We start from the raw sequence: 20,155 nt of genomic DNA, 5'->3' as shown, positions 1-20,155 counted from the left end.
TTTTGTAACTGTGGACGGACTCCTGCCATATGATGAAGTGTAAATAAAATTTGCTGGAGGACTTATCGATGAGTGACTTAGCGGCTACCAATTGTGGATGTGATTGCGGATGTGGTTGTGATTCCGGATGCAGCACAGGATGTGGATGTAACAATAACTGTGGCTGTAATAATGGCTGCGGAAATTCCCTGTTTGGAAACGGTGGAAACAGCTGCTCCTGTATCCTTTGGATCATCTGTCTGATGTGTTGCTGTGGAAACAACAGTGGCTGTGGCTGTAATAACAACGGCTGCAACGACAGCTGTTGGATCATCATCCTTCTTCTGCTTTTGTGCGGAAATGGATGCGGCTGCAACAATTGCTGCTGATCTTTTGAAAAGGCAGAGGTTATTTCCTCTGCCTTTTCTGCTGCCGTTTTTCTGCTTCCTCCTGTTTCTGTTTTTTCTCTTTCAGACATTTCAGATCTATTTCATAAAAAGAATTTCCATCAATGACAAGTTCCTGTTTTTTTTCAGATTCCATAATCACATTCCTTTGAAAAATTTCTTCTATATATAATATGACCAGAGAAGGTTTCTGTCATATTTCTTTCTGCAAATTCATAGATTTCAGGAAAAAGGATTTTTTTATGGAACAGGAGCCTATCGCACGTACTGCTCTGGATGAAATGGTGGAAAGTGACCAGGATCAGATGCTGAAAGCCATGATCCCGTACCTTCCTTCTTCCGGGCAGCGGTTTTTATCTGTGTATACGAAAGTCCGGGAACTTCGGAATACCATGTCGCTTTTTCAAAGCAGCCGTAGAACAGCCGATCTGCAGGCTACCGGTTTTTCCGGCACCGATCCTCTGGAAATGCTGCAGGATATCCGTAAGTGCTGTGGCGGAGAAAATCGCCGTCAGATCGATCATATCACCAGTCTTATGGCTACGATCCAGATGCTTCAGATCATGAATGAAGATTCGTCAGGAGGTGAGAATCCATGAGTGATGACTGGAAAAATAATCCCCGGCTTTCCGGAATGGACCCTCAGAAGCTTTCCATGCTTCAGGGACTGGCAGATCAGGGATTGGGGAAAAATCCGTCCGAACTTCTGCCTTTTATCATGGGCGCAGCTTCTAAAGGAAAAAATGCGGGCTTAAATTTCAACTCTGATGAGATCTCCACTATCATAGAAGTTCTGAAAATGGGGAAAAGTCCGGCAGAGGCAGCTAAGCTTGACAGAATTGTGAATCTGATGAAAATGATACGTCATTAACAGCTTTGTGATCCCGGAACAGCGGTTTTCTGTTCCGGGATTTTCTACTTTGTAATTCTTTTTATATTTGTCGGAATATAATCTGCAAAAATCTGACATATCCATAGATTCTATCGCATAATTCATAGAACATATTCCCTATTTTTGTGATATTTTTTTATCATTTTCCCTTTCTTCTTATATCAGTATATGGTATACTTGTCCATGAAATGAATGATATGCAAAATAGGATTTTATGCGTCAAGTGTTTGGCGAATGGGGAGTTGTCGCCAGAACGAAAAGTACGTCTTACGGTATGAGATCCGCACCCGTTGCAGCAATATAAGAGAATATCTCATATTGTGTAGGGCTTTTTCGACATACGTTCTATTACAATTGGAGATATCTTTTTTTATGCGCAAAAATAAAAGAGACAGTCTCCGAAAAACGTGATTTTTTTAACAAATGGAGGTTGTTATTTATGGTAGACAAAGCAAAAGTTGAAGAGGCGATCAAGCTTCTTCTCGAGGGAATCGGCGAGGATGTAAACAGAGAGGGACTGCAGGGAACTCCGGAACGTATCGCCCGCATGTGTGAGGAAATTTATGGCGGACTTGATAATGAAGCGGATGAACATCTTCAGAAACAGTTTCATGTAGAGAACAATGAAATGGTTCTGGAAAAGGATATTACCTTTTATTCCATGTGCGAACATCATCTTATGCCTTTTTACGGTAAAGCTCATATCGCATATATCCCAAATGGCAAGGTTACCGGCTTAAGCAAGCTGGCCCGTACCGTTGATGTGTATGCAAGAAGACCGCAGATCCAGGAACGTCTGACTGTGCAGATCGCAGATGCGCTGGAACGTGTTCTCGCTCCTAAGGGAATCATGGTTATGCTGGAAGCGGAGCATACCTGCATGACCATGCGTGGAATCAAAAAGCCGGGAAGCAAAACGGTTACGACTGTTACCAGAGGTGAATTTAAAGAAAATATGGAGCTTCAGAAACAGTTCCTTGCTATGGTCAAGGACTGATGGACAGAGTGAATCAGATCTGGAATCATCCGCTCTATCAGAATGAGCTTAATAAGCTTCAGCTTCTGGAGACTGACCGTGAATTCTGCAGACATACACCGGAGCATTTTTTGGATGTGGCACGCCTTGCCTATATCCGGGCACTTGAGGAAAATGCTCCTATTTCAAAGGAACTGATTTACTGTACTGCCCTTCTTCACGATATCGGACGGGCCAGACAGTATGAAGATGGCACTCCTCATGATGAGGCCGGTGCTGCTATCGCAGGACAGATCTTAAACGAGCTTGGATTTTCTATGGAAGAGATGGAAGCGATCATTGCGGCAATACGTGGTCACAGAGCTCAGACGGATCCGACAGTTCTTGGAAAACTGCTCTATACTGCGGACAAAAGCTCCAGAAACTGTTTTTCCTGTAAAGCAGAGCCGGAATGTTACTGGTCTCCTGCTAAAAAAAATATGACGATCCAATATTAGGAGGTTTTTCCATGAAAATCGGAAATCGTGAGTTTGATGTAAAAAACAAAACATATATTATGGGTATCCTAAATGTCACACCGGATTCTTTCTCAGATGGCGGAAAATGGAACGATATGGATCATGCCCTGAAACATACAGAAGCTATGATCGCCGAAGGTGCTGATATTCTTGATATCGGTGGGGAATCCACACGTCCGGGACATACACCGGTTGGCGCACAGGAGGAGATCGAGCGTATTCTTCCTGTTATCGAAGCAGTAAAAGGGCGTTTTGATATCCCCATCTCTGTAGATACCTATAAGGGATGTGTTGCGGAAGAAGCCCTGAAACACGGAGCAGATCTTATCAATGACATCTGGGGACTGAAATATGATCCTGAAATGGCTCCTGTCATTGCCAGATATCAGGCTCCCTGCTGTCTGATGCATAACAAAGATAATACTGAATACAATAATTTTATTGTGGATATGCTGGCAGAAACCCAGGAATGTGTCAATATTGCCAAGCGTGCCGGTATTGCCGATGATAAGATCATCCTTGATCCTGGTGTCGGATTTGGTAAAACATATGAGATGAACCTGATGACCATGGATAATCTGGAGCTTTTCCGGAAGCTGGGATATCCGGTGCTTCTTGGTACCTCCAGAAAATCCATGATCGGACTTGCGCTTGATCTTCCTGTAGATCAGCGTGTAGAGGGAACCCTTGCCACATCGGTGATCGGTGTTATGAAGGGGTGTGCATTTGTCCGTGTTCATGACATCAAAGAAAATAAACGTGTCATCCAGATGACAGAAGCTATTCTTGGGCGCTAGGAGGAACTGATGGATAAAATCGAAATCAGAGATCTTGAAATTTTTGCAAACCATGGTGTGTTTCCGGAGGAAACAGCTCTCGGACAGAAATTTGTTGTTTCTGCTGTTATGTATACAGAAACACGTCCGGCAGGGCTGACAGATGATCTTTCTGCTTCCATCAATTATGGGGAAGTCAGTCATATGATCACCGATTTTCTTCAGAAAAATACTTATAAACTTCTGGAGGCTGCTGTGGAGAATCTGGCAGAGATGCTGCTACTTTCTCTCCCATTGTTAAAAAAGGTCACCCTTCGTATTGAAAAGCCCTGGGCTCCGGTAAGACTTCCACTGAAAACTGTTGCTGTGGAAATTACCCGAGGCTGGCATACGGCTTATATTGCTTTTGGTTCCAATATGGGGGATAAGAAGAAATACCTGGACAATGCGATCCAGGGTCTTCGGGATATGAAAGAGATTGTTGTTGAAAAGGTTTCCGAGTATCTTGTAACGGAGCCTTACGGGGATGTGGAGCAGGATGAGTTTCTCAACGGAGCCTTAAGAGTCCGGACGCTGCTTTCTCCGGAGGAGCTTCTTGACAGGCTGCATGTGTTGGAACAGGCTGCGGACCGGAAAAGGATCATTCACTGGGGACCAAGGACACTGGATCTGGATATTCTGTTTTACGATAATGAGATCATTGATACAGTGGAACTACATGTGCCTCATATTGATATGGAAAACAGGGATTTTGTTTTGAAGCCTATGGTGGAGATCGCACCGTATCTTCGACATCCGGTGTTGAATTTAACAATGGAGCAGTTGTTAAAAAAGCTTGAGGGAAAAACTTTGGCGGTGTGACTTTATTTATTAAATAAAAAGATAACAAGCCCGATACAGATATCTTTACTATAATCTGTATCGGGCTTGTTTTGTATCCGTGTGAATTATTGACTATTATCGAAAAATATTTTATTTCTGGTTTACCAGGTCGAATTCGTCGGTGATCTCTTTGGATGGTGCCTTGGTAATGAGGCTGACGATGATGTTTGCTGCAATGGCCACCAGGAATGCGGGAAGAAGTTCATAGATTCCCCAGGCGCCGCCGAGCGTGCTGATTCCGTATTTCCAGATAAATACCATGGAACCGCCACAGATCATTCCTGCCAGGGCTCCCTGCCAGTTGGAACGTCTCCAGAATAATGCCAGAAGTACCACCGGGCCGAATACGGCTCCGAAGCCTGCCCAGGCAAAGGATACGATAGTAAACACAGAGCTGTTCGGGTCACGTGCAATAAACATGGCTACTACTGCGATGAGAAGAAGCGTGATCTTATCGGCTACCATGCTTTCTTTTTTTGTTTCTTTATCCTTCAGGATGCTTCCGAGAAGGTCGGAAGAAACTGCTGAGGATGCTGCCAGGAGCTGAGAATCTGCAGTTGACATGGTGGATGCCAGGATTCCTGCAAGGATGAGTCCTGCAAGGATTGCTGCAATTACACCATGTTTACTGAGAAGATCTGCGATCTGAACGATAATTGTTTCAGATGCGGAGCCTTCCAGAAGGTCAAACTCTCCTGCTGCTGTCATTCCAAGTCCTACCACACCGATCAGTACTGCTACTGCCAGTGAGATCACTACCCATGTAGTTGCTACTCTTCTGGAAAGTGTAAGCTTCTCTTCGTCTTCGATCGCCATGAAACGAAGAAGAATATGCGGCATTCCGAAATATCCAAGTCCCCATGCAAGCATGGAAATGATATTAAGCAGTGGATATGCCTGTTCTGTTCCGGTTGTTGGATCATATGTAGTAAACATAGTCAGATATCCGGGTAGTGATCTTGCATGGTCTGCAACTGCTTCAATACCACCTGCTGTGCTGATCCCGAATACAAATACGATCACAAGAGCGATGGACATGATGATACTCTGGATAAAGTCCGTGGTAGATGCTGCCAGGAATCCTCCCAGTGTGGTGTATCCAACGATGACCAGTGCACTGATGATCATAGCTGGCAGATATTTTACACCGAAGAGACTTGCAAAAAGTTTACCACAGGCTGCAAATCCGGAAGCTGTATACGGAATAAAAAAGATCACGATAAAAATCGCTCCGATAGACTGCAGGATCTTTTTCTCATCTCTGTAACGATTACTGAAAAAGGATGGCAATGTAATGGAATTTCCTGCCACATGTGTGTAGCGGCGGATTCTTTTTGCCACGATCCTCCAGTTTACGTAAGTTCCGATCGCAAGGCCAATGGCTGTCCAGCCTGCATCTGCAATACCGGTAAGATAAGCAAGTCCCGGCAGGCCCATCAGAAGCCAGCTGCTCATGTCAGAAGCCTCTGCGCTCATAGCTGTGACAAGTGGTCCAAGCTTTCGTCCTCCAAGATAGAAATCAGAACTGTCATTATTGTTCTTGGAGCATAGATAACCTACAAAGATCATTGCACCCAGATAGACGATAATGGCTGCCATTATACAAATATGTGCTGTTGTCATTGTTTCTCTCCCTTCCATGTTTCTGCTTTAAAATTACAAAACATGAGGGATTTTGCTTATGCATCCCCATGATTTCTGCTTTTAAACCAGTTTTACACATATTTATAGATTTTATTATATTAACTTTAGAAAGTAAAGAGGATTTTTCGTTTTTTTACATAAAAAAGTATTTTATATGATGAAAAAGGGCTGAACCATATAAGGCGGCCCAGCTCTTTTTCAAAATCCCTGTTTATTTTTCTTCCATACGCTTCTGCACATCTTCCACTGTATATGCTTCTGTCAGTGCTTTCATATCATCCGGTGTAGTGTCTGGATTATATGACTTGATCACTTTCATCAGATCTGCACAGCTGTATGCATTTTCATAAATGTCCTGTGTATATCCGTAAAGCTTATTGAAAGAAGCTTTATCGGATGCACTCCAGAAGCCCTGATACAGACGCACTGTATTAGAATCAGCGTCGTCTGTATTTGCCTCCGGATAACCGGCCATTGCATTGTACAGGATCGCAAAAGCAGGACCGCCCATGGATGCATATTTACCGGCAATGCAATCAATTTTAGGATTTCCAAAGGAATCCTCAGTATTGATCTCATCATGGTTTTCCTGGGAGAAGCAGTCAACTGCTCCGATCTTGATATTGGAGCCCTGCTCATCTTCTTTTGCTGTAACGATCTTCATGATCTCATCTACATTGAAGGTACAGAGAACTGCATCATAATTTCCGTCTACAAAAGCATGTTTCAGATTATTGATTCCTTTTGGGGCTGTCATATAGCCAGGACAGATGGTAATGCTGATATCATCTTTTCCTGTATCTACAACGGTTGTTTCCTCAGATGCCGCAAGCTTCTCAACATCCTCGGAATAAGTCAGCCCCTCCTTCTCAGCCAGAGCTTCCAGAACACCGATCGCTCTCTGAAGATGCATGTAGTTTCCAGCGGAGGAACCACCTGTCAGCACAATATATTTGCTGGTGTCTGCATCTGCAAAATACTCTGCCATATTATAGCCGGCTTCATAATCTGCTTTTGCATCCGGCCCTACGCTTCCAAGAAAATACTGGCTGTTTTTTATCTTGTCATAATCTTCATCACTGACGTTTCCAGAACCAAGAACATAATACATTTCTTCCTCATCGCAGGTTTCTACGATCTTCTGGATATCCTGTCCGTAAAAAGAAATGATCCCGCTCACACCCTGCTGTTTCATTGCGCGGATGAAATCGCACTCATCCTCCGCAGAATTGATATTTCCTGAAAAATAGAACTTTACCGGAAATCCCTGCTGGATATATTCTCTGTAATAGTTCATGAACATGTTCATTTCCGGGCTGTTCTGATTATATACTACAACACCTATTGTATATTGGATATCTCCGTCTTCGACAGCAGCAGAAACTTTTTTTCCGCCAACTGTAAAAACGGCAAGCAGCAACAGCAGAATGCCCAGTACTTTAAAGTTTTTAAAAATCATACTGTTTTGTGCCTTTCTTTATTTTTCCGTTACATAATGGCAGGCTACTTCATGTCCGGGCTCTACTTCTGTAAGCACAGGACGGATCGTCCTGCATTTCTCCATACAGTGTTCACAACGATTCTGGAATGGGCAGCCATGAGGAACATCCAGAGGGCTGGGGGCCTCACTTTCGATGCTCTCGATCATTTTGTTCTGATCCATATGAATGGAAAACTGTGCTTCCAAAAGAGCCTGCGTATACGGATGAAGAGATTTTTTTGCCACGTCCTCTCCAGGAATTACCTCCACGATATTCCCGAGGTACATGACAGCAATCTGATGAGCAAAGGAACGGATCAGAGCCAGGTCATGGCAGATAAAAAGCATGCTGATGTTTTTCTCCCTCTGGAGACGTACCAGAAGCCGGATCACGGACTCCTGTACGGAAACGTCGAGTGCAGAGGTAGCCTCGTCACATACCAGGATCTCTGGTTCCAGGGAAAGTGCCCTGGCAATACTGATACGCTGACGCTGTCCGCCACTCATGTTATGGGTATAACGGTCTGCAAAATCTCCGGGAAGCTCTACCATTTCCAGAAGCTCTCTGGCTTTCGCTTCCTTTTCGCTTCTTTTCAGCTTTCCGTAATTAATCAGAGGTTCTGTAAGAATATCCACGATCTTCATTTTCGGGTCAAAGGACGCCAACGGATCCTGGAAGACCATCTGCATGTTCTGACGGTTCAGCCAGGTTTCTTTTTTGGAAAGATCAGAGAGGTTTTTTCCATGGTAAAGGATCTCTCCGCTGGTCGGTTTGTCAAGAGAAATGACCATGCGGACAAAGGTTGATTTACCGCAGCCACTCTCTCCTACGATTCCCAGAGTTTTTCCTTTATAAACGTTCAGGTTCACATCGTTGCAGGCTGTTAAAGTTCTGCCGCCGGAAGCCGGAAACTGTTTTACGATATGTTTTGCACTGAGCACGATATCGGATTCCTTAAACATAACGCTGTCCCTCCATTTCCGGCACTGCAGCCAGCAGTTTCTTTGTATAGTCACTGGTCGGATGATTCATGACTTCATCACGTGTTCCCTGATCCACAACTTTTCCGTGCTGCATAACAACCAGCTGATCGGCCATATAAGCCGCTACACCAATGTTATGGGTAACGATGATGATGCCGGTTCCGAAATCATCACGGAGCTCCATCATCTGGCGTACGATCTGTGCCTGTGTAGTAACGTCCAGCGCACTGGTCGGCTCATCTGCAAGAAGCAGCTCTGGGTTAAAAGTCATGGCCATGGCAATACCAACTCGCTGGCGCATGCCACCGGAAAGCTGGTGTGGATAACTTTTCATGATATTTTCCGCGTCCGGAAGACGCATTTTCTGAAGCATGGAACAGCCTTTCTTCCATGCTTCTGCTTTGGATACATCCGTATGTGTACAGATATATTCCACATACTGACTTCCAATCTTACGGATAGGGTTCAGGGTTCCGCCGCAGTCCTGGAAGATCATGGAAATGCGGGTACCCCTTAAATTTCTCCATTCATCCTTTGTATTGGAAAGCAGAGAATGTCCGTGAAACTGAATATCTCCGGTGCTGACCCGGCCACCTCCGGCAAGTGCGCCGAGGACAGCACGGATCACGGTTGTTTTTCCACTTCCACTCTCGCCTACCACACTGATGATCTCACCCTTCTTCATGGAAAGGTTGAAATGTTCAATGGTAGGTGCCTGTTTTCCGTACTGAACGGAAAGATCCTTGATCTCAAGCATAAATAAACGCTCCTTTACTCGGCAAGAGTGATATCCTTTGTCAGCCAGTAGTAATCCATCGGATACATTTTAACACCTGTTACCTTTTTGTTGGAGAAGAGGTAGGTTGTCTCATAACCAAAGAATACAGTTGCAGCATCATCCATGATATCCTGCTGAATATCGATGATGAGATCTTTTCTCTTGTCCTCATCAAATGTCTGCGCAAGCTCGTCAAGAAGCTTGTCAACCTCCGGGTTATTGTATCCTGCAGTATTGTTTGCAGAGGAGCTGTACCAGTTCTCTCTTAAGTAGTTCTCAGGGTCTCCAGTGTTTGCTACCAGCACGTTCCAGATCAGAAGGTCATACTGACCGGAATCTCTCATGTCAAGAAGTGTCTCATAACTTACTGTATTCAGGTTTACGTTGATACCGATCTCCTTCAGACTGGCCTGTGCTGCCTGTGCGTATACACCAAGCTCGGCACGGCTTGTGTAGATAACAAAATCAAGAACAAGAGGATCTCCGTCAGGAGTTTCTACAAATCCGTCACCGTCAACATCTTTGTATCCGGCCTCATCAAGGATCTTCTTTGCGCTGTCCGGATCATAGGAATTCTCATCCTTCAGATCATCGAATCCAAAGTCAAGTGTTGGAGGAACCGGTGCTTTACCAGCTGTTGCACCCCCCTCAAGAAGAGTGTTGCAGTATGTTTCCTTGTCAAGGCCACGAAGAAGTGCCTGGCGAAGAGCCTTATCGCTGAGTGCATGATCCTCATTCTGGTTCATGAATGCATAGGTGGAACGAAGAGACTGAAGCTCCTGGATGTCGTAATTGTCATTTCCCTCAAACTCAACCAGGTTCTCTGTTTTCAGGTTGTAAGCGATATCGATCTCACCTGTCTGAAGAGCCATGGAACGTGTTGTCTGGTCATCCACACATTTCAGTGTAACTTTATCAAGGGGAACTTCTCCATCCCAGTAGTTCTCATTTTTTACTACGATACAGGAATCCGTCGGGCTGAAAGACTCTACTGCGTAAGGTCCTGTACAGATCGGTCCTTCCATGGCAAATGTAGAATCATCTACATTTGTATCTACGATCAGAAACAGCGGGTCTGCAAGGCATCCGGCCATGTTTGCATTTGCTCTGTTCAGGTGGAAGATCAGGTTCTGTCCGTCAACCTCGATGCTGTCAAGATCAAAGAATTCCGGAACACGGTCACTTTTTTCAGCGGTACGCTCGATGGAAGCTTTTACCATATCCGGTGTCATATCGTCACCGTTGGAGAATTTTACGCCCTCACGGATCTTGAAGGTCCATGTCTTTCCGTCTTCGCTGTTCTCCCACTCTTCTGCAAGGCATGGAACGATCTCACCGTTCTCATCGAATTTTGTAAGGCACTCACCGATCGCATAACGGGATACAACCCAGCTGAAATACTGCTCTGTCGGCTCCAGTGTATCTGCAAAGCTTGTTACTCCGATGGTGATCTCCTTATCACTTTTTTTGTCACCTTTTGCCTGAGCCACTGTTGTCATGGAAAAAGTCATCATACATGCAAGTGTAGCAGCCAGCACTTTTTTAATTACATTATTTCTCATTTCATCCTCCTAAAGATAATATACTGATCATATGGTGTTGGTTTGTTACAGAGTTGTTTTATTGATCCTGGCGCGGATCCAGTACATCACGGATGCTGTCTCCAAGCATGTTGAAAACAACAACACAGATCACGATAGCGATACCAGGGTAGATCATAAGCCATGGCGCCTTTGCCATGTAGGTTCTTCCTTCATTCAGCATCAGTCCCCACTCCGGTGTCGGCGCAGTTGCACCAAATCCCAGGAATGAAAGGGAAGCCAGCTCCAGCATCATAGTTCCGATATCTGCTGCCGCAGTTACCACCATCTGGGTTACCATGTTGGGAAGAATGTGTACAAGAAGAATTTTCCAGGTCTTTGTTCCGTTTACTATAGCTGCCTCTATGTAAAGACTCTTCTTGACTTTCAAGACCATACTTCGTGCAAGACGGGCATATTTTGTCCAGCTTACAGCCGCAATGGAGATAACGGCATTGACCAGGTTTGGTCCAAGCATACCGGCAATGGCAATGGCCAGTACAAGCCCAGGGAAGGAAATCATCATATCTGCGATACGCATGATCACTGCATCCACAACGCCGCCGAAATATCCGGCAATAACTCCTAAAAATGTACCGATGACAAAGATCACCGCAACCAGACATAAGGTCATGATCAGAGAGGTTCTTGTTCCGAAGATAACACGGGAAAGAAGATCTCGTCCAAGCTTATCCGTTCCGAACGGATGAGCGGAGCTTGGCTCCTGCAGAGATTCGGTCATAACTGCATCCAGTGGATCATATGGTGAGAGCTGCGGCGCAAAGATCGCAATTCCGATCACCACGAGACCCAGAATGAAGAAAAGAGTGAACTGTTTATTTTCTTTGAATGTTCGTAATACCTTTTTCAATTATCTATCCTCCTTAAGTCTTGGATCGAGATAAGTATAGGACAGATCCACAAGCAGGTTGATGCACATGTACAGGATCGCGATCCAGAGTACATAGCCCTGTACAAGAGGATAGTCACGACAGGAAATCGCCTTTACTGCCATATTTCCCATTCCAGGCCAGTTGTAAATGATCTCTACAACTGCAGTACCTCCCAGAAGACTTCCAAGGGAAAGTCCCAGCAGCGTTACCAGCGGAAGCATAACATTAGGAAGAACGTGTTTCCAGAGAATGACGCTTTCCTTGATTCCACGCATTCTTGCACCTGTGACATAATCCTGGTGAAGTTCCTCCAGTACTGCACTTCTTACCTGTCTGGTATATTTTGCAGACATAGCAAGTGCAAGAGTCAGCGCCGGGAGGATCATGGATTTAAAATCCGTACTGCCTCCTGCAACATTGATCCAGCGAAGCTGAACACCAAAGATGCTGAGAAGGATCAGGCCCAGCCAGAAGCTTGGAACAGATACTCCCACAAAGGTAATTCCTCTCACAAAATAATCCGGGAATTTGTTCTGATATACAGCGGCCAGGATTCCAAGCGGTATGGAAATAATGACCATCATCAGAAGTGCCAGCAACGACATCCTCAGCGTCGGCCAGAAACAGGATACCAGTTTATCTGTTACCGGCATTTTGAAAGAATAGGACTGTCCCATATCTCCTGTAACAACACCCTTCAGCCAGGAACCATACTGCACGAGAAAGGGCTGATCAAGGCCAAGCTCATGTCTTGTCTGTTCCAGAAGCTCTGGTGTAGGAAGATTACCACACTCTGTCAGCATGATCTCCGCAGGATCACCAGGTGACAGGTAGGTCAGTCCAAATGTGAAAAAGCTGATTCCAAATAATACAATGATGATCTGGAGAAATCTTTTTCCTACTTGTTTCTTTGTCACGTTTTACTCCTTTCCTCATTTGATGCGATTTTAACATTGCCGTTTTAATTGAGTTAGATAAAAGAAACTATTGGATTCTTAATATGCAGAATATGCATGGAATTTTAGAAAATTTGCACGAAAAAAGCCCGTGACGAAATACGGGCATACAAAATAAATATGCTTCCTATCTTCCGTAAGAATCATTTTAAAACAATTGCAAGCAGGTCTCCTGACTTAGGATCCTTACCCTCAGACACCTTCCCGGTCTATTTCTCACGCACTCGACCAGTGGTACTTTGTCTGAGGATTCCCCCTTACAGTGACGGGATCGTACCGGATTTACACCGGTTTCCCTATTAATCCTCTCAGAACTTACAACGGCTGATGTGAAAATCAGCAAATGCTGTTAAATTACTGCAACATTATATGATAAAACTATAGTTTATGTCTATGGAAAAATGTTATATTTTTAGAAAACTCATAAATTTTGTTAAAGATGCTTGAATTGTATATATCCCCCATGGGGGATATGACAATTGGATTTATCTGATCTGCTAAAAAAACACGGATTTTACCTCGCTATTTTTACAAATAGAATAGCAAATGGTAAAACCCGGTTTTCTTACTGTTTCAATATGATTTCAGACAGAAGCGTTCTGAAAAGGTTGTTTACTATCAGGTCAGAGTCTCCGTGATCGCTGCATATGCGATCATTGGTCCGTCTTCAATAATGTTCAGACTGGCTGTTTGATAAAGTACGACTCCGTTTTCAGTTGCAATAGATGTGTAAAGTAAATTCCCATAGTAATCTCTCAGTTCACCCAGTTCTTCCCCCTTAAAAAAGTATTCTCCAGGCTTCTTGGACGGATACCAGCATCCGGTATACGGCGCATATTCATAGACTACATTTTCAAGAAGCATCTGACGGTAATGCTTCAGACCATGACACGCCTTTCCCTGGAGATGAAAAACAAGGTGACGGACGTCTCTTTTATCCTGTTCTACTTCCTCCCAGGTCCAGTAGCTGTGTCCGCCTCTTTCGATAAGAATACTTGGAATTCCAAGAGAAGAAGCATAATTGTAGGCGCCACCTGTGGCAGTTGTGGAACGGACCACATATTTTACGCCGATATGCCGTGCCATATGTAATGACTTCTCTGCTGTTTTTTCATCTACAACCCCTACATAATAAACATAGGGATGAAGCTGTTCGAACCCATCTCCACTATGCAGGTCGATATAATAATCTGCTATGGAAAAAAGCTTTGTCACTATAGCATAGGCAATACGATCTGCAGCTGTTCCCTCAGGATCTCCGGGGAAAACGCGGTTCAGGTTCTTGCCATCCTCATAGACCAGACTCATGGTGCGATGCTCAAAGCCGCTGACATTGACCAGTGGAACGATGATCACATTTCCCTTCAGTTCTTCCGGTTGAAATTCTTTTGCAAGTTCCATTGCCGCCTGGATCCCCACATACTCCGCACTGTGTATTCCTGCTGTGATCAGTATCGTCGGTCCGTCTTTCACTCCGCATATCACAGTTGCCGGCATTGCTATGCCGTATCCTGTGATCTTAATTTTCCCCTGTGCCTTCTCTCCTTTTTCAATCACCCAGTCATCAATTTTGATCATTGGTTGTTTCCCTTTTCCTTTTTTATATTTCCGCACTTTTGACGATAAGTATATCATGCCTAACCGAAATTGTACATATTCTTTTAAGATTCCGGGAAAACAGAAAAAAGCTTTCGTAACCGTTCATTCTGATCCGACGTACAAAAGCTTTTTTCCTGAATGATATATAATTTATCTTTTTACCAATTCTTTGGTGATTTCTTCCCAGCTGACTCCTTTTTCCACCATGAGTACCATCATATGATAAAGAAAATCTGAAATTTCGTATTTAATCTCTTCTTTATCCGGATTTTTGGCTGCAATGACGATCTCTGTGCATTCTTCACCGACTTTTTTCAAAATCTTGTCGATTCCTTTATCAAAAAGATAATTGGTATAGGAACCTTCCTTTGGATGTTCTTTTCGGTCAGTGATCACATCATACACATTCTGGAACACGTGAAGAGGATTGGTATCATCGTACTCCTTTTTCATCAGCGGTTTGAAGAAACAAGTACGGTTTCCTGTATGGCAGGCTGCGCCCACCTGCTCCACTTTGGCAAGGATCGTATCATTATCACAGTCAATGGTAAGAGACTTTACATACTGTACGTGGCCGGATGTCAGACCTTTGGTCCAGAGCTCATTCCGGCTGCGACTCCAGTATGTCATTTTTCCAAGCTTCAATGTTGTGTTAAAAGCAAGCTCATTCATATAGGCCAGCATCAGTACTTCATCCGTCCGGTAATCCTGGACAATAACCGGAACCATTCCGTCACTGTTTAATTTAAAGTCCGACCATGCAATATTACTTTTATATGTGTTTACCGGAATTCCGGCTTCTTCGCAGGTTTCCTTAAATGTATGCAGATCATTTTCAAGACTGCTTACATAAGCACCGCAAAGTCCGGACACAGCTGGTTCTCCTAAAAGCTCCAGAACGTTCTCAGATCTGTTTTCATCGGTATGAAGAACAATGGAAATCTGAGAAATCTCTGCAATTTCATTTTCGACAGTGTCCAAAGCCAGAACAGTGTCTGCATATGTTTCGATCAGATCCTGATTTTCTGTGAATTCTCTCAGATCAGAGATGCTGATCATCATACGCTCTTTTCCAAAGCGCCGGGATACTTCTTCCAGAAGCTTGATATTATTCTCTTTCGAAAAATTCAGTACAACTTTGGCACATCCCGCATAGATCAGCTTTTTTACATCTTCCATACGTTTGATATTTCCCGCTGCGATCACCGGGATCTCAGATACCTGACAGATATCACGGATTTTTCCGATCGCACGGTCATGCTCTGCATCTGCGGAAGAAAAGTCAAATACCAGAAGCTCATCTGCCCCATTGTCACCGTAAAATTTTGCAAGTGTTTCTACATTTCCGTCTCCGAAAAGATTTCTCTGTCCAAATCCGGTTACCGCCTTTTCTGAATGAAGATAAAGGCATGGGATCAACTGTTTGTTCATAAGTGGTCTCCTTCTGTATCAGAGGCTTCCCTTGGTAGAAAGCACGTCTGTGATCCGGGAATCGTACTGTGTTGCTGCATCAAGGGCTTTCGCAAAGCTTTTAAACATGGCCTCTGCCACATGATGGCTGTTTCCTCCGGAAAGAACCTTGATGTGAAGATTCATTGCTGCGGAATAGGATACTGCATAAAAGAATTCCTTTACCATCTCTGTAGCCATATCTCCTATTTTTTCCGTAGAAAACGCTGCATCCCATCCAAGATAAGGTCTTCCGGAAAGATCTACTGCGCAGAGCACAAGCACTTCATCCATAGGAAGGATACAGCTGCCGTAACGTTTGATTCCTTTTTTGTCGCCAACTGCCTCACGGATAGCGTTTCCAAGGACGATCCCTGTATCTTCAATGGTGTGATGATCATCTACATTCAGATCACCGTGGACTCTCAGCGTAAGATCATACAGTCCATGGCGCGTAAAACCGTCCAGCATATGGTCAAAAAAGCCAATGCCTGTATCAATATCGGAACTTCCTGTTCCATCAATATTCAGCTGCAGACGTATCTGCGTTTCTTTTGTGTTTCTTTCAATCAGTGCTTCTCTTGCCATTATTCGTTCTCCTTGTCCTCTTCCTCAAAACGGACTGCAATGGAATTTGCGTGTGCAGTCAGCTGTTCCGATGTGGCAAACTGGATAATGTCCTTGTGGATCTTTCGGAGTGCTTCCCTGGAATAATATACAATACTGGATTTTTTGATAAAATCATCTACAGAAAGTGCGGAGAAAAATTTGGCAGTTCCATTGGTAGGAAGCACATGGTTTGGTCCTGCAAAATAATCTCCAAGGGGTTCAGAGCTGTGCTCTCCGATAAAGATCGCACCTGCATTTCGTACCTTCATCATATCTTCAAAAGGATTCTTTGTGACGATCTCCATATGTTCAGAAGCAATTTCATTGGCAGCCTCAATGGCCTCGTCCATATCTTCTGCGATCAGGATATAACCAAAGTTCTCCAGGGATTTCTCAATAATGGCTTTTCTGGAAAGTACCTCAACAAAACCTCTGACTTCTTTATCTACCTGATCTGCAAATTCCTCATTTGTTGTGATCAGGATCGCAGATGCCATCTCATCATGTTCTGCCTGAGAAAGAAGATCTGCTGCAATATAACGAGGATTTGCAGTCTCATCTGCAAGAACGAGGATCTCGCTTGGGCCGGCAATAGAATCAATGCTTACGTATCCATAAACTGCCTTTTTTGCAAGCGCAACAAAAATATTTCCGGGTCCTACGATCTTGTCAACCTTTGGAATACTCTCGGTTCCATATGCAAGTGCTCCGATGGCCTGTGCACCACCCACTTTATAGATTTCATCTGCTCCGGCTTCATTGGCAGCAACAAGTGTGCTTGGATTTACTTTTCCGTCTTTTCCAGGAGGTGTTGTCATTACAATACGGTCAACACCGGCAACTTTTGCAGGAACGATATTCATCAGCACGGAAGACGGATATACAGCCTTTCCACCGGGAACGTAAACACCTACACAGTTCAGAGCGGTTACCTTCTGACCAAGCATGGTTCCGTCTGTTGTGCTTGTGAACCAGCTGTTCTGAAGCTGTTTTTCGTGATAGCTGCGGATATTCACCAATGCTTTTTTGATCACATCGATCAGGGAAGGATCTACCAGCTTGTATGCTTCCTCGATCTCCTCAGGGGTTACACGGATCGTATCCTTTGTCACTTCGACTTTATCAAATTCTCTGGTAAATGCAAATAACGCGGTATCTCCCTCGGCTTTTACTTTGGCAAGGATATTTGCTACTGCATCCTCGTATTTTCCATAATTATTAGGGCTTCTTTTTAAGAGAGTTTCCAGGATATCTTTTGTAGATTCTTTGGTGAGTTTTACCTTACGCATAATAAATTCTGCCTTCTTTCTGTATTTTGGAGGTTCATCTGTTATTCAGTTTATTTGATCACACCTCGAAGTTCTGTGATCAGTTTGCGGATCCGTTCATCTTCCATTTTCATGCTGACCTGATTGACTACCATACGTGCAGACAGCGGGCAGACTTCTTCCAGCACCTTCAGGCCATTCTCGCGAAGGGTGCTTCCGGTTTCCACGATATCCACGATAACCTCGGAAAGTCCTACGATCGGTGCAAGCTCGATGGAACCGTTCAGCTTAATGATCTCCACAGTCTGATGCTTTTTGTTATAGAAGTAATCCTTTGCAATATTTGGATATTTTGTAGCTACACGGATCAGCTGATTGTTATTCAGGACTTCTCTGGCGCTTTCAGGGCCGCATACGCACATGCGGCATGCTCCAAATCCAAGATCCATAACCTCATATAGCTTTCTTCCTTCTTCCAGAATGGTATCCTTACCTACGATACCAATATCTGCTGCACCATACTCTACATAAGTCGGCACATCCGGACCTTTTGCAAGGAAAAATTTCAGCTTCAGTTCCTCATTGGTAAAGATCAGCTTTCGGGAATCTTTGTCACGCATCTCCTCACATGTAATACCGATCTTCTCAAACATATCCAGTGTTTTGCTGGCCAGACGCCCTTTTGTGAGGGCAAATGTAAGATATCTCATCAGTCCTGCTCCTCCTTTGCCGGGCACAATGCCACTTTTTTGCCTTTATTTCGAAGCTCCATTGCTTCCTGGATCGCTTTTTTCAGATTTCCCGGATCATAAGTGATCACAATGGTCTTATCACCGGACGGAACGGTCAGCTTCTGTCTGGAAAGCGCGAGCATCAGGTTATCAACCACAATGGCAAATCCAATGGAAGAAGCCGGTTTTCCGAAATGCTTCATCAATTCGTTGTAGCGTCCGCCCTTGATCAGAGGTTCACCGGTTCCGTATGTATAGGCCTGGAAAATGATCCCTGTATAATAACGGAACTTACTGAGCATTCCAAAATCAAAAGCAATGTATTTCTCACAGCCGTATACTTTCAGGATCTCATAAATTTCTTCCAGTCGTTTTACTGCAGAAAGTGCTTCCGGATTGGAGGTGAGTTTTTTTGCTTTTTCCAGCACTTCTGCTGAACCGAACATCTGAGGCAGTTCAGCAAAAGCCTTGGAAAGGTTATCGCCTAAATTCTGTCCCTTAAGAAGCTCTTCCACACCAAAATAATTCTTCTGAGAGATCAGCTCACGAAGATGCTCTTCTATCTCCGGCTCCAGATCTGCCTCTGCAAGCAGGGATTTATAATAATCTACCTGGCCTACGCTAACCTGGAATTCGGTAAGTCCTGCTGCCTTCAGACACTCCACGGTCATAGCAAGGATCTCAGCATCTGCTGCTGCAGAATCATCTCCCATATGCTCAACACCCATCTGAGTATTTTCCTTCATCTGACCTCTGTAACTGGAATTGTTGATAAATGTATTTCCGGTATAACAAAGTCTTACAGGTCCTTTTTCCGGATCAAAATAAGTTGCACATGCTCTGGAAACGGACGGTGTAAAGTCGGGTCTGAGAACAAGTGTGTTTCCCTCTCTGTCAAAAAATTTATATAAATCCTTGGATGGGATCGTTCCTACTTCATTGCTGAACACTTCAAAATACTCAAATCCCGGTGTTTCTATATCTTCATATCCATATCTTGAAAACACCTGGTGGAGCTCCTTCTGGAGCCGTTTTTTGCGGCTGCATTCCTCTCCATAAATGTCCCGCACACCTTCAGGTGTATGAAAAATACGCTGCATGTTCATTTCCTCCGTAACACGTTTTGAGATTTTCTGTGTTTCACTTTAATTCGCTACCATGCTACCACAGAAAAACTTAAATTTGATTATATAGGAAACCTTTCCAAAAGTCAATCCCGTAATTGCAGATCTTTCTGGATCCCTTCCAGATAAGGAACCAGAAATCCATTTTTTCCGGAAAGATAAAATTCCTCGTCCAGCTCTTCCCGACGAAAACTTTTTCGTCCGCCGTCTTCCATCCTTTTCCAGAATTCCTTCAGCTTACGAAGGGTAAGATAATAAAAAACATTATCTGCGCTGAAATAGATCAGAAAAAAAGCAATCCCCTTCTGCTTTTCAAACTCATCCATAAATGCTACCTGATGAGGATGAATGTTCGCAAGGGGAAAAGTTTTTACACAGCATTCTTTTGCATCGAAGCAGACAGGGATTCCCTGTACTGCTCCGATATAATCTACGGTACTTTTCTGTTCAAAATATGCCAGCGTGATATGCCGGGAGGTTTTATCCATTTTAACCGGAGTGATAGGGGTCGGAATTTTCTGGATGAGGGCCAGTCCCTTTTCCCTGTACTGCTCATTGGTACGATTGATAAGTTCCTCCAGAGTAGAACCACGAAGTCCTCTGCTGTTCCATGTTGCCATAAAGTCTGCC

The 20,155-nt window shown here is 44.0% G+C and carries 22 protein-coding genes and 2 riboswitches; of the genes, 7 read left to right on the top strand and 15 right to left on the bottom strand.

The genetic code is table 11. The features are described from left to right. The first annotated feature begins 68 nt into the window (after nucleotides 1–68). A complete protein-coding gene (locus CCC17_RS13890; RefSeq protein WP_015524939.1) occupies nucleotides 69–368 on the top strand; it encodes a hypothetical protein in 300 nt (99 codons plus the stop codon). 19 nt (nucleotides 369–387) lie between these two features. On the opposite strand, the gene CCC17_RS13885 is transcribed toward CCC17_RS13890, so the two are convergent. Then, complete coding sequence (locus tag CCC17_RS13885) at nucleotides 388–522, bottom strand: hypothetical protein (protein WP_021651468.1); 135 nt, start codon at nucleotides 520–522, stop codon at nucleotides 388–390. A gap of 106 nt (nucleotides 523–628) precedes the next feature. Between CCC17_RS13885 and CCC17_RS13880 the strand changes: the two genes are divergently transcribed. The 6 genes from CCC17_RS13880 to folK all read left to right on the top strand — a co-directional run bounded on the left by CCC17_RS13880 (nucleotide 629) and on the right by folK (nucleotide 4,409). Next, nucleotides 629–985 carry a hypothetical protein gene (locus CCC17_RS13880; RefSeq protein ID WP_022426549.1) on the top strand — a complete coding sequence of 119 codons (357 nt, stop codon included), beginning with the start codon at nucleotides 629–631 and terminating at the stop codon, nucleotides 983–985. Continuing rightward, a complete protein-coding gene (locus CCC17_RS13875; protein ID WP_287083281.1) occupies nucleotides 982–1,257 on the top strand; it encodes a hypothetical protein in 276 nt (91 codons plus the stop codon). The genes CCC17_RS13880 and CCC17_RS13875 overlap by 4 nt, the downstream gene beginning before the upstream one ends. Before the next feature lie 219 nt (nucleotides 1,258–1,476). Continuing rightward, nucleotides 1,477–1,573, top strand: a riboswitch (THF riboswitch). A gap of 144 nt (nucleotides 1,574–1,717) precedes the next feature. Then, nucleotides 1,718–2,275 (top strand): GTP cyclohydrolase I FolE, encoded by a 558-nt coding sequence (gene folE, locus CCC17_RS13870; RefSeq protein WP_015524935.1) that lies wholly within the window; start codon nucleotides 1,718–1,720, stop codon nucleotides 2,273–2,275. Continuing rightward, on the top strand, nucleotides 2,275–2,751 hold the full coding sequence (locus CCC17_RS13865; RefSeq protein ID WP_186582509.1) for an HD domain-containing protein: 477 nt from the start codon (nucleotides 2,275–2,277) through the stop codon (nucleotides 2,749–2,751). Before folE ends, CCC17_RS13865 begins: the two co-directional genes overlap by 1 nt. Before the next feature lie 11 nt (nucleotides 2,752–2,762). Further along, nucleotides 2,763–3,569, top strand: coding sequence for a dihydropteroate synthase (folP, locus tag CCC17_RS13860; RefSeq protein ID WP_092070547.1), 807 nt, complete (start codon nucleotides 2,763–2,765; stop codon nucleotides 3,567–3,569). A 9-nt stretch (nucleotides 3,570–3,578) separates the two neighbouring features. Next, entirely contained in the window at nucleotides 3,579–4,409 is an 831-nt protein-coding gene (gene folK / locus CCC17_RS13855) for a 2-amino-4-hydroxy-6-hydroxymethyldihydropteridine diphosphokinase (protein ID WP_173753537.1), read from the top strand. Nucleotides 4,410–4,520: 111 nt separating this feature from the next. On the opposite strand, the gene putP is transcribed toward folK, so the two are convergent. The 14 genes from putP to CCC17_RS13785 all read right to left on the bottom strand — a co-directional run bounded on the left by putP (nucleotide 4,521) and on the right by CCC17_RS13785 (nucleotide 20,145). Next, the gene (putP, locus tag CCC17_RS13850) at nucleotides 4,521–6,053 is read right to left on the bottom strand and encodes a sodium/proline symporter PutP (RefSeq protein WP_110103526.1); all 1,533 of its coding nucleotides are present in this window, start codon (nucleotides 6,051–6,053) and stop codon (nucleotides 4,521–4,523) included. Between the two features lie 232 nt (nucleotides 6,054–6,285). Further along, a complete protein-coding gene (locus tag CCC17_RS13845) occupies nucleotides 6,286–7,533 on the bottom strand; it encodes a hypothetical protein (RefSeq protein WP_287083280.1) in 1,248 nt (415 codons plus the stop codon). Between the two features lie 18 nt (nucleotides 7,534–7,551). Beyond that, nucleotides 7,552–8,517: an ABC transporter ATP-binding protein gene (locus CCC17_RS13840; protein WP_287083279.1), complete on the bottom strand. Its 966-nt coding sequence runs from the start codon at nucleotides 8,515–8,517 to the stop codon at nucleotides 7,552–7,554. Continuing rightward, nucleotides 8,510–9,295, bottom strand: coding sequence for an ABC transporter ATP-binding protein (locus CCC17_RS13835; protein ID WP_287083278.1), 786 nt, complete (start codon nucleotides 9,293–9,295; stop codon nucleotides 8,510–8,512). The genes CCC17_RS13840 and CCC17_RS13835 overlap by 8 nt, the downstream gene beginning before the upstream one ends. A 14-nt stretch (nucleotides 9,296–9,309) precedes the next feature. Beyond that, entirely contained in the window at nucleotides 9,310–10,878 is a 1,569-nt protein-coding gene (locus CCC17_RS13830; RefSeq protein WP_287083277.1) for an ABC transporter substrate-binding protein, read from the bottom strand. 58 nt (nucleotides 10,879–10,936) lie between these two features. After that, on the bottom strand, nucleotides 10,937–11,767 hold the full coding sequence (gene nikC, locus CCC17_RS13825) for a nickel transporter permease (RefSeq protein WP_173722916.1): 831 nt from the start codon (nucleotides 11,765–11,767) through the stop codon (nucleotides 10,937–10,939). Further along, entirely contained in the window at nucleotides 11,768–12,706 is a 939-nt protein-coding gene (gene nikB, locus CCC17_RS13820) for a nickel ABC transporter permease (RefSeq protein ID WP_021651480.1), read from the bottom strand. Between the two features lie 184 nt (nucleotides 12,707–12,890). After that, a riboswitch (cobalamin riboswitch) is annotated at nucleotides 12,891–13,079 on the bottom strand. Between the two features lie 284 nt (nucleotides 13,080–13,363). After that, nucleotides 13,364–14,323, bottom strand: a complete 960-nt coding sequence (locus CCC17_RS13815) for a M14 family metallopeptidase (RefSeq protein ID WP_118368729.1) — start codon at nucleotides 14,321–14,323, stop codon at nucleotides 13,364–13,366. A 171-nt stretch (nucleotides 14,324–14,494) separates the two neighbouring features. Beyond that, nucleotides 14,495–15,775 (bottom strand): bifunctional phosphoribosyl-AMP cyclohydrolase/phosphoribosyl-ATP diphosphatase HisIE, encoded by a 1,281-nt coding sequence (gene hisIE / locus CCC17_RS13810; RefSeq protein ID WP_015524924.1) that lies wholly within the window; start codon nucleotides 15,773–15,775, stop codon nucleotides 14,495–14,497. Between the two features lie 18 nt (nucleotides 15,776–15,793). Next, nucleotides 15,794–16,381, bottom strand: a complete 588-nt coding sequence (hisB, locus tag CCC17_RS13805) for an imidazoleglycerol-phosphate dehydratase HisB (protein ID WP_015524923.1) — start codon at nucleotides 16,379–16,381, stop codon at nucleotides 15,794–15,796. Then, on the bottom strand, nucleotides 16,381–17,691 hold the full coding sequence (hisD, locus tag CCC17_RS13800) for a histidinol dehydrogenase (protein ID WP_015524922.1): 1,311 nt from the start codon (nucleotides 17,689–17,691) through the stop codon (nucleotides 16,381–16,383). The genes hisB and hisD overlap by 1 nt, the downstream gene beginning before the upstream one ends. A 50-nt stretch (nucleotides 17,692–17,741) precedes the next feature. Beyond that, nucleotides 17,742–18,380, bottom strand: coding sequence for an ATP phosphoribosyltransferase (gene hisG, locus CCC17_RS13795; protein ID WP_015524921.1), 639 nt, complete (start codon nucleotides 18,378–18,380; stop codon nucleotides 17,742–17,744). Beyond that, nucleotides 18,380–19,501, bottom strand: coding sequence for an ATP phosphoribosyltransferase regulatory subunit (gene hisZ / locus CCC17_RS13790; RefSeq protein WP_287083276.1), 1,122 nt, complete (start codon nucleotides 19,499–19,501; stop codon nucleotides 18,380–18,382). The genes hisG and hisZ overlap by 1 nt, the downstream gene beginning before the upstream one ends. Before the next feature lie 110 nt (nucleotides 19,502–19,611). Continuing rightward, nucleotides 19,612–20,145: a Holliday junction resolvase RecU gene (locus CCC17_RS13785; RefSeq protein ID WP_015524919.1), complete on the bottom strand. Its 534-nt coding sequence runs from the start codon at nucleotides 20,143–20,145 to the stop codon at nucleotides 19,612–19,614. Between the last annotated feature and the right edge of the window lie 10 nt (nucleotides 20,146–20,155).

The sequence above is a fragment of the Blautia sp. LMAG:36 genome (assembly GCF_008680535.1).
GTDB classification, from domain to species: domain Bacteria; phylum Bacillota; class Clostridia; order Lachnospirales; family Lachnospiraceae; genus Blautia_A; species Blautia_A fusiformis.
Note: the sequence above shows the minus strand (reverse complement) of the source record. Positions and strands in the feature narration are given on the sequence as shown.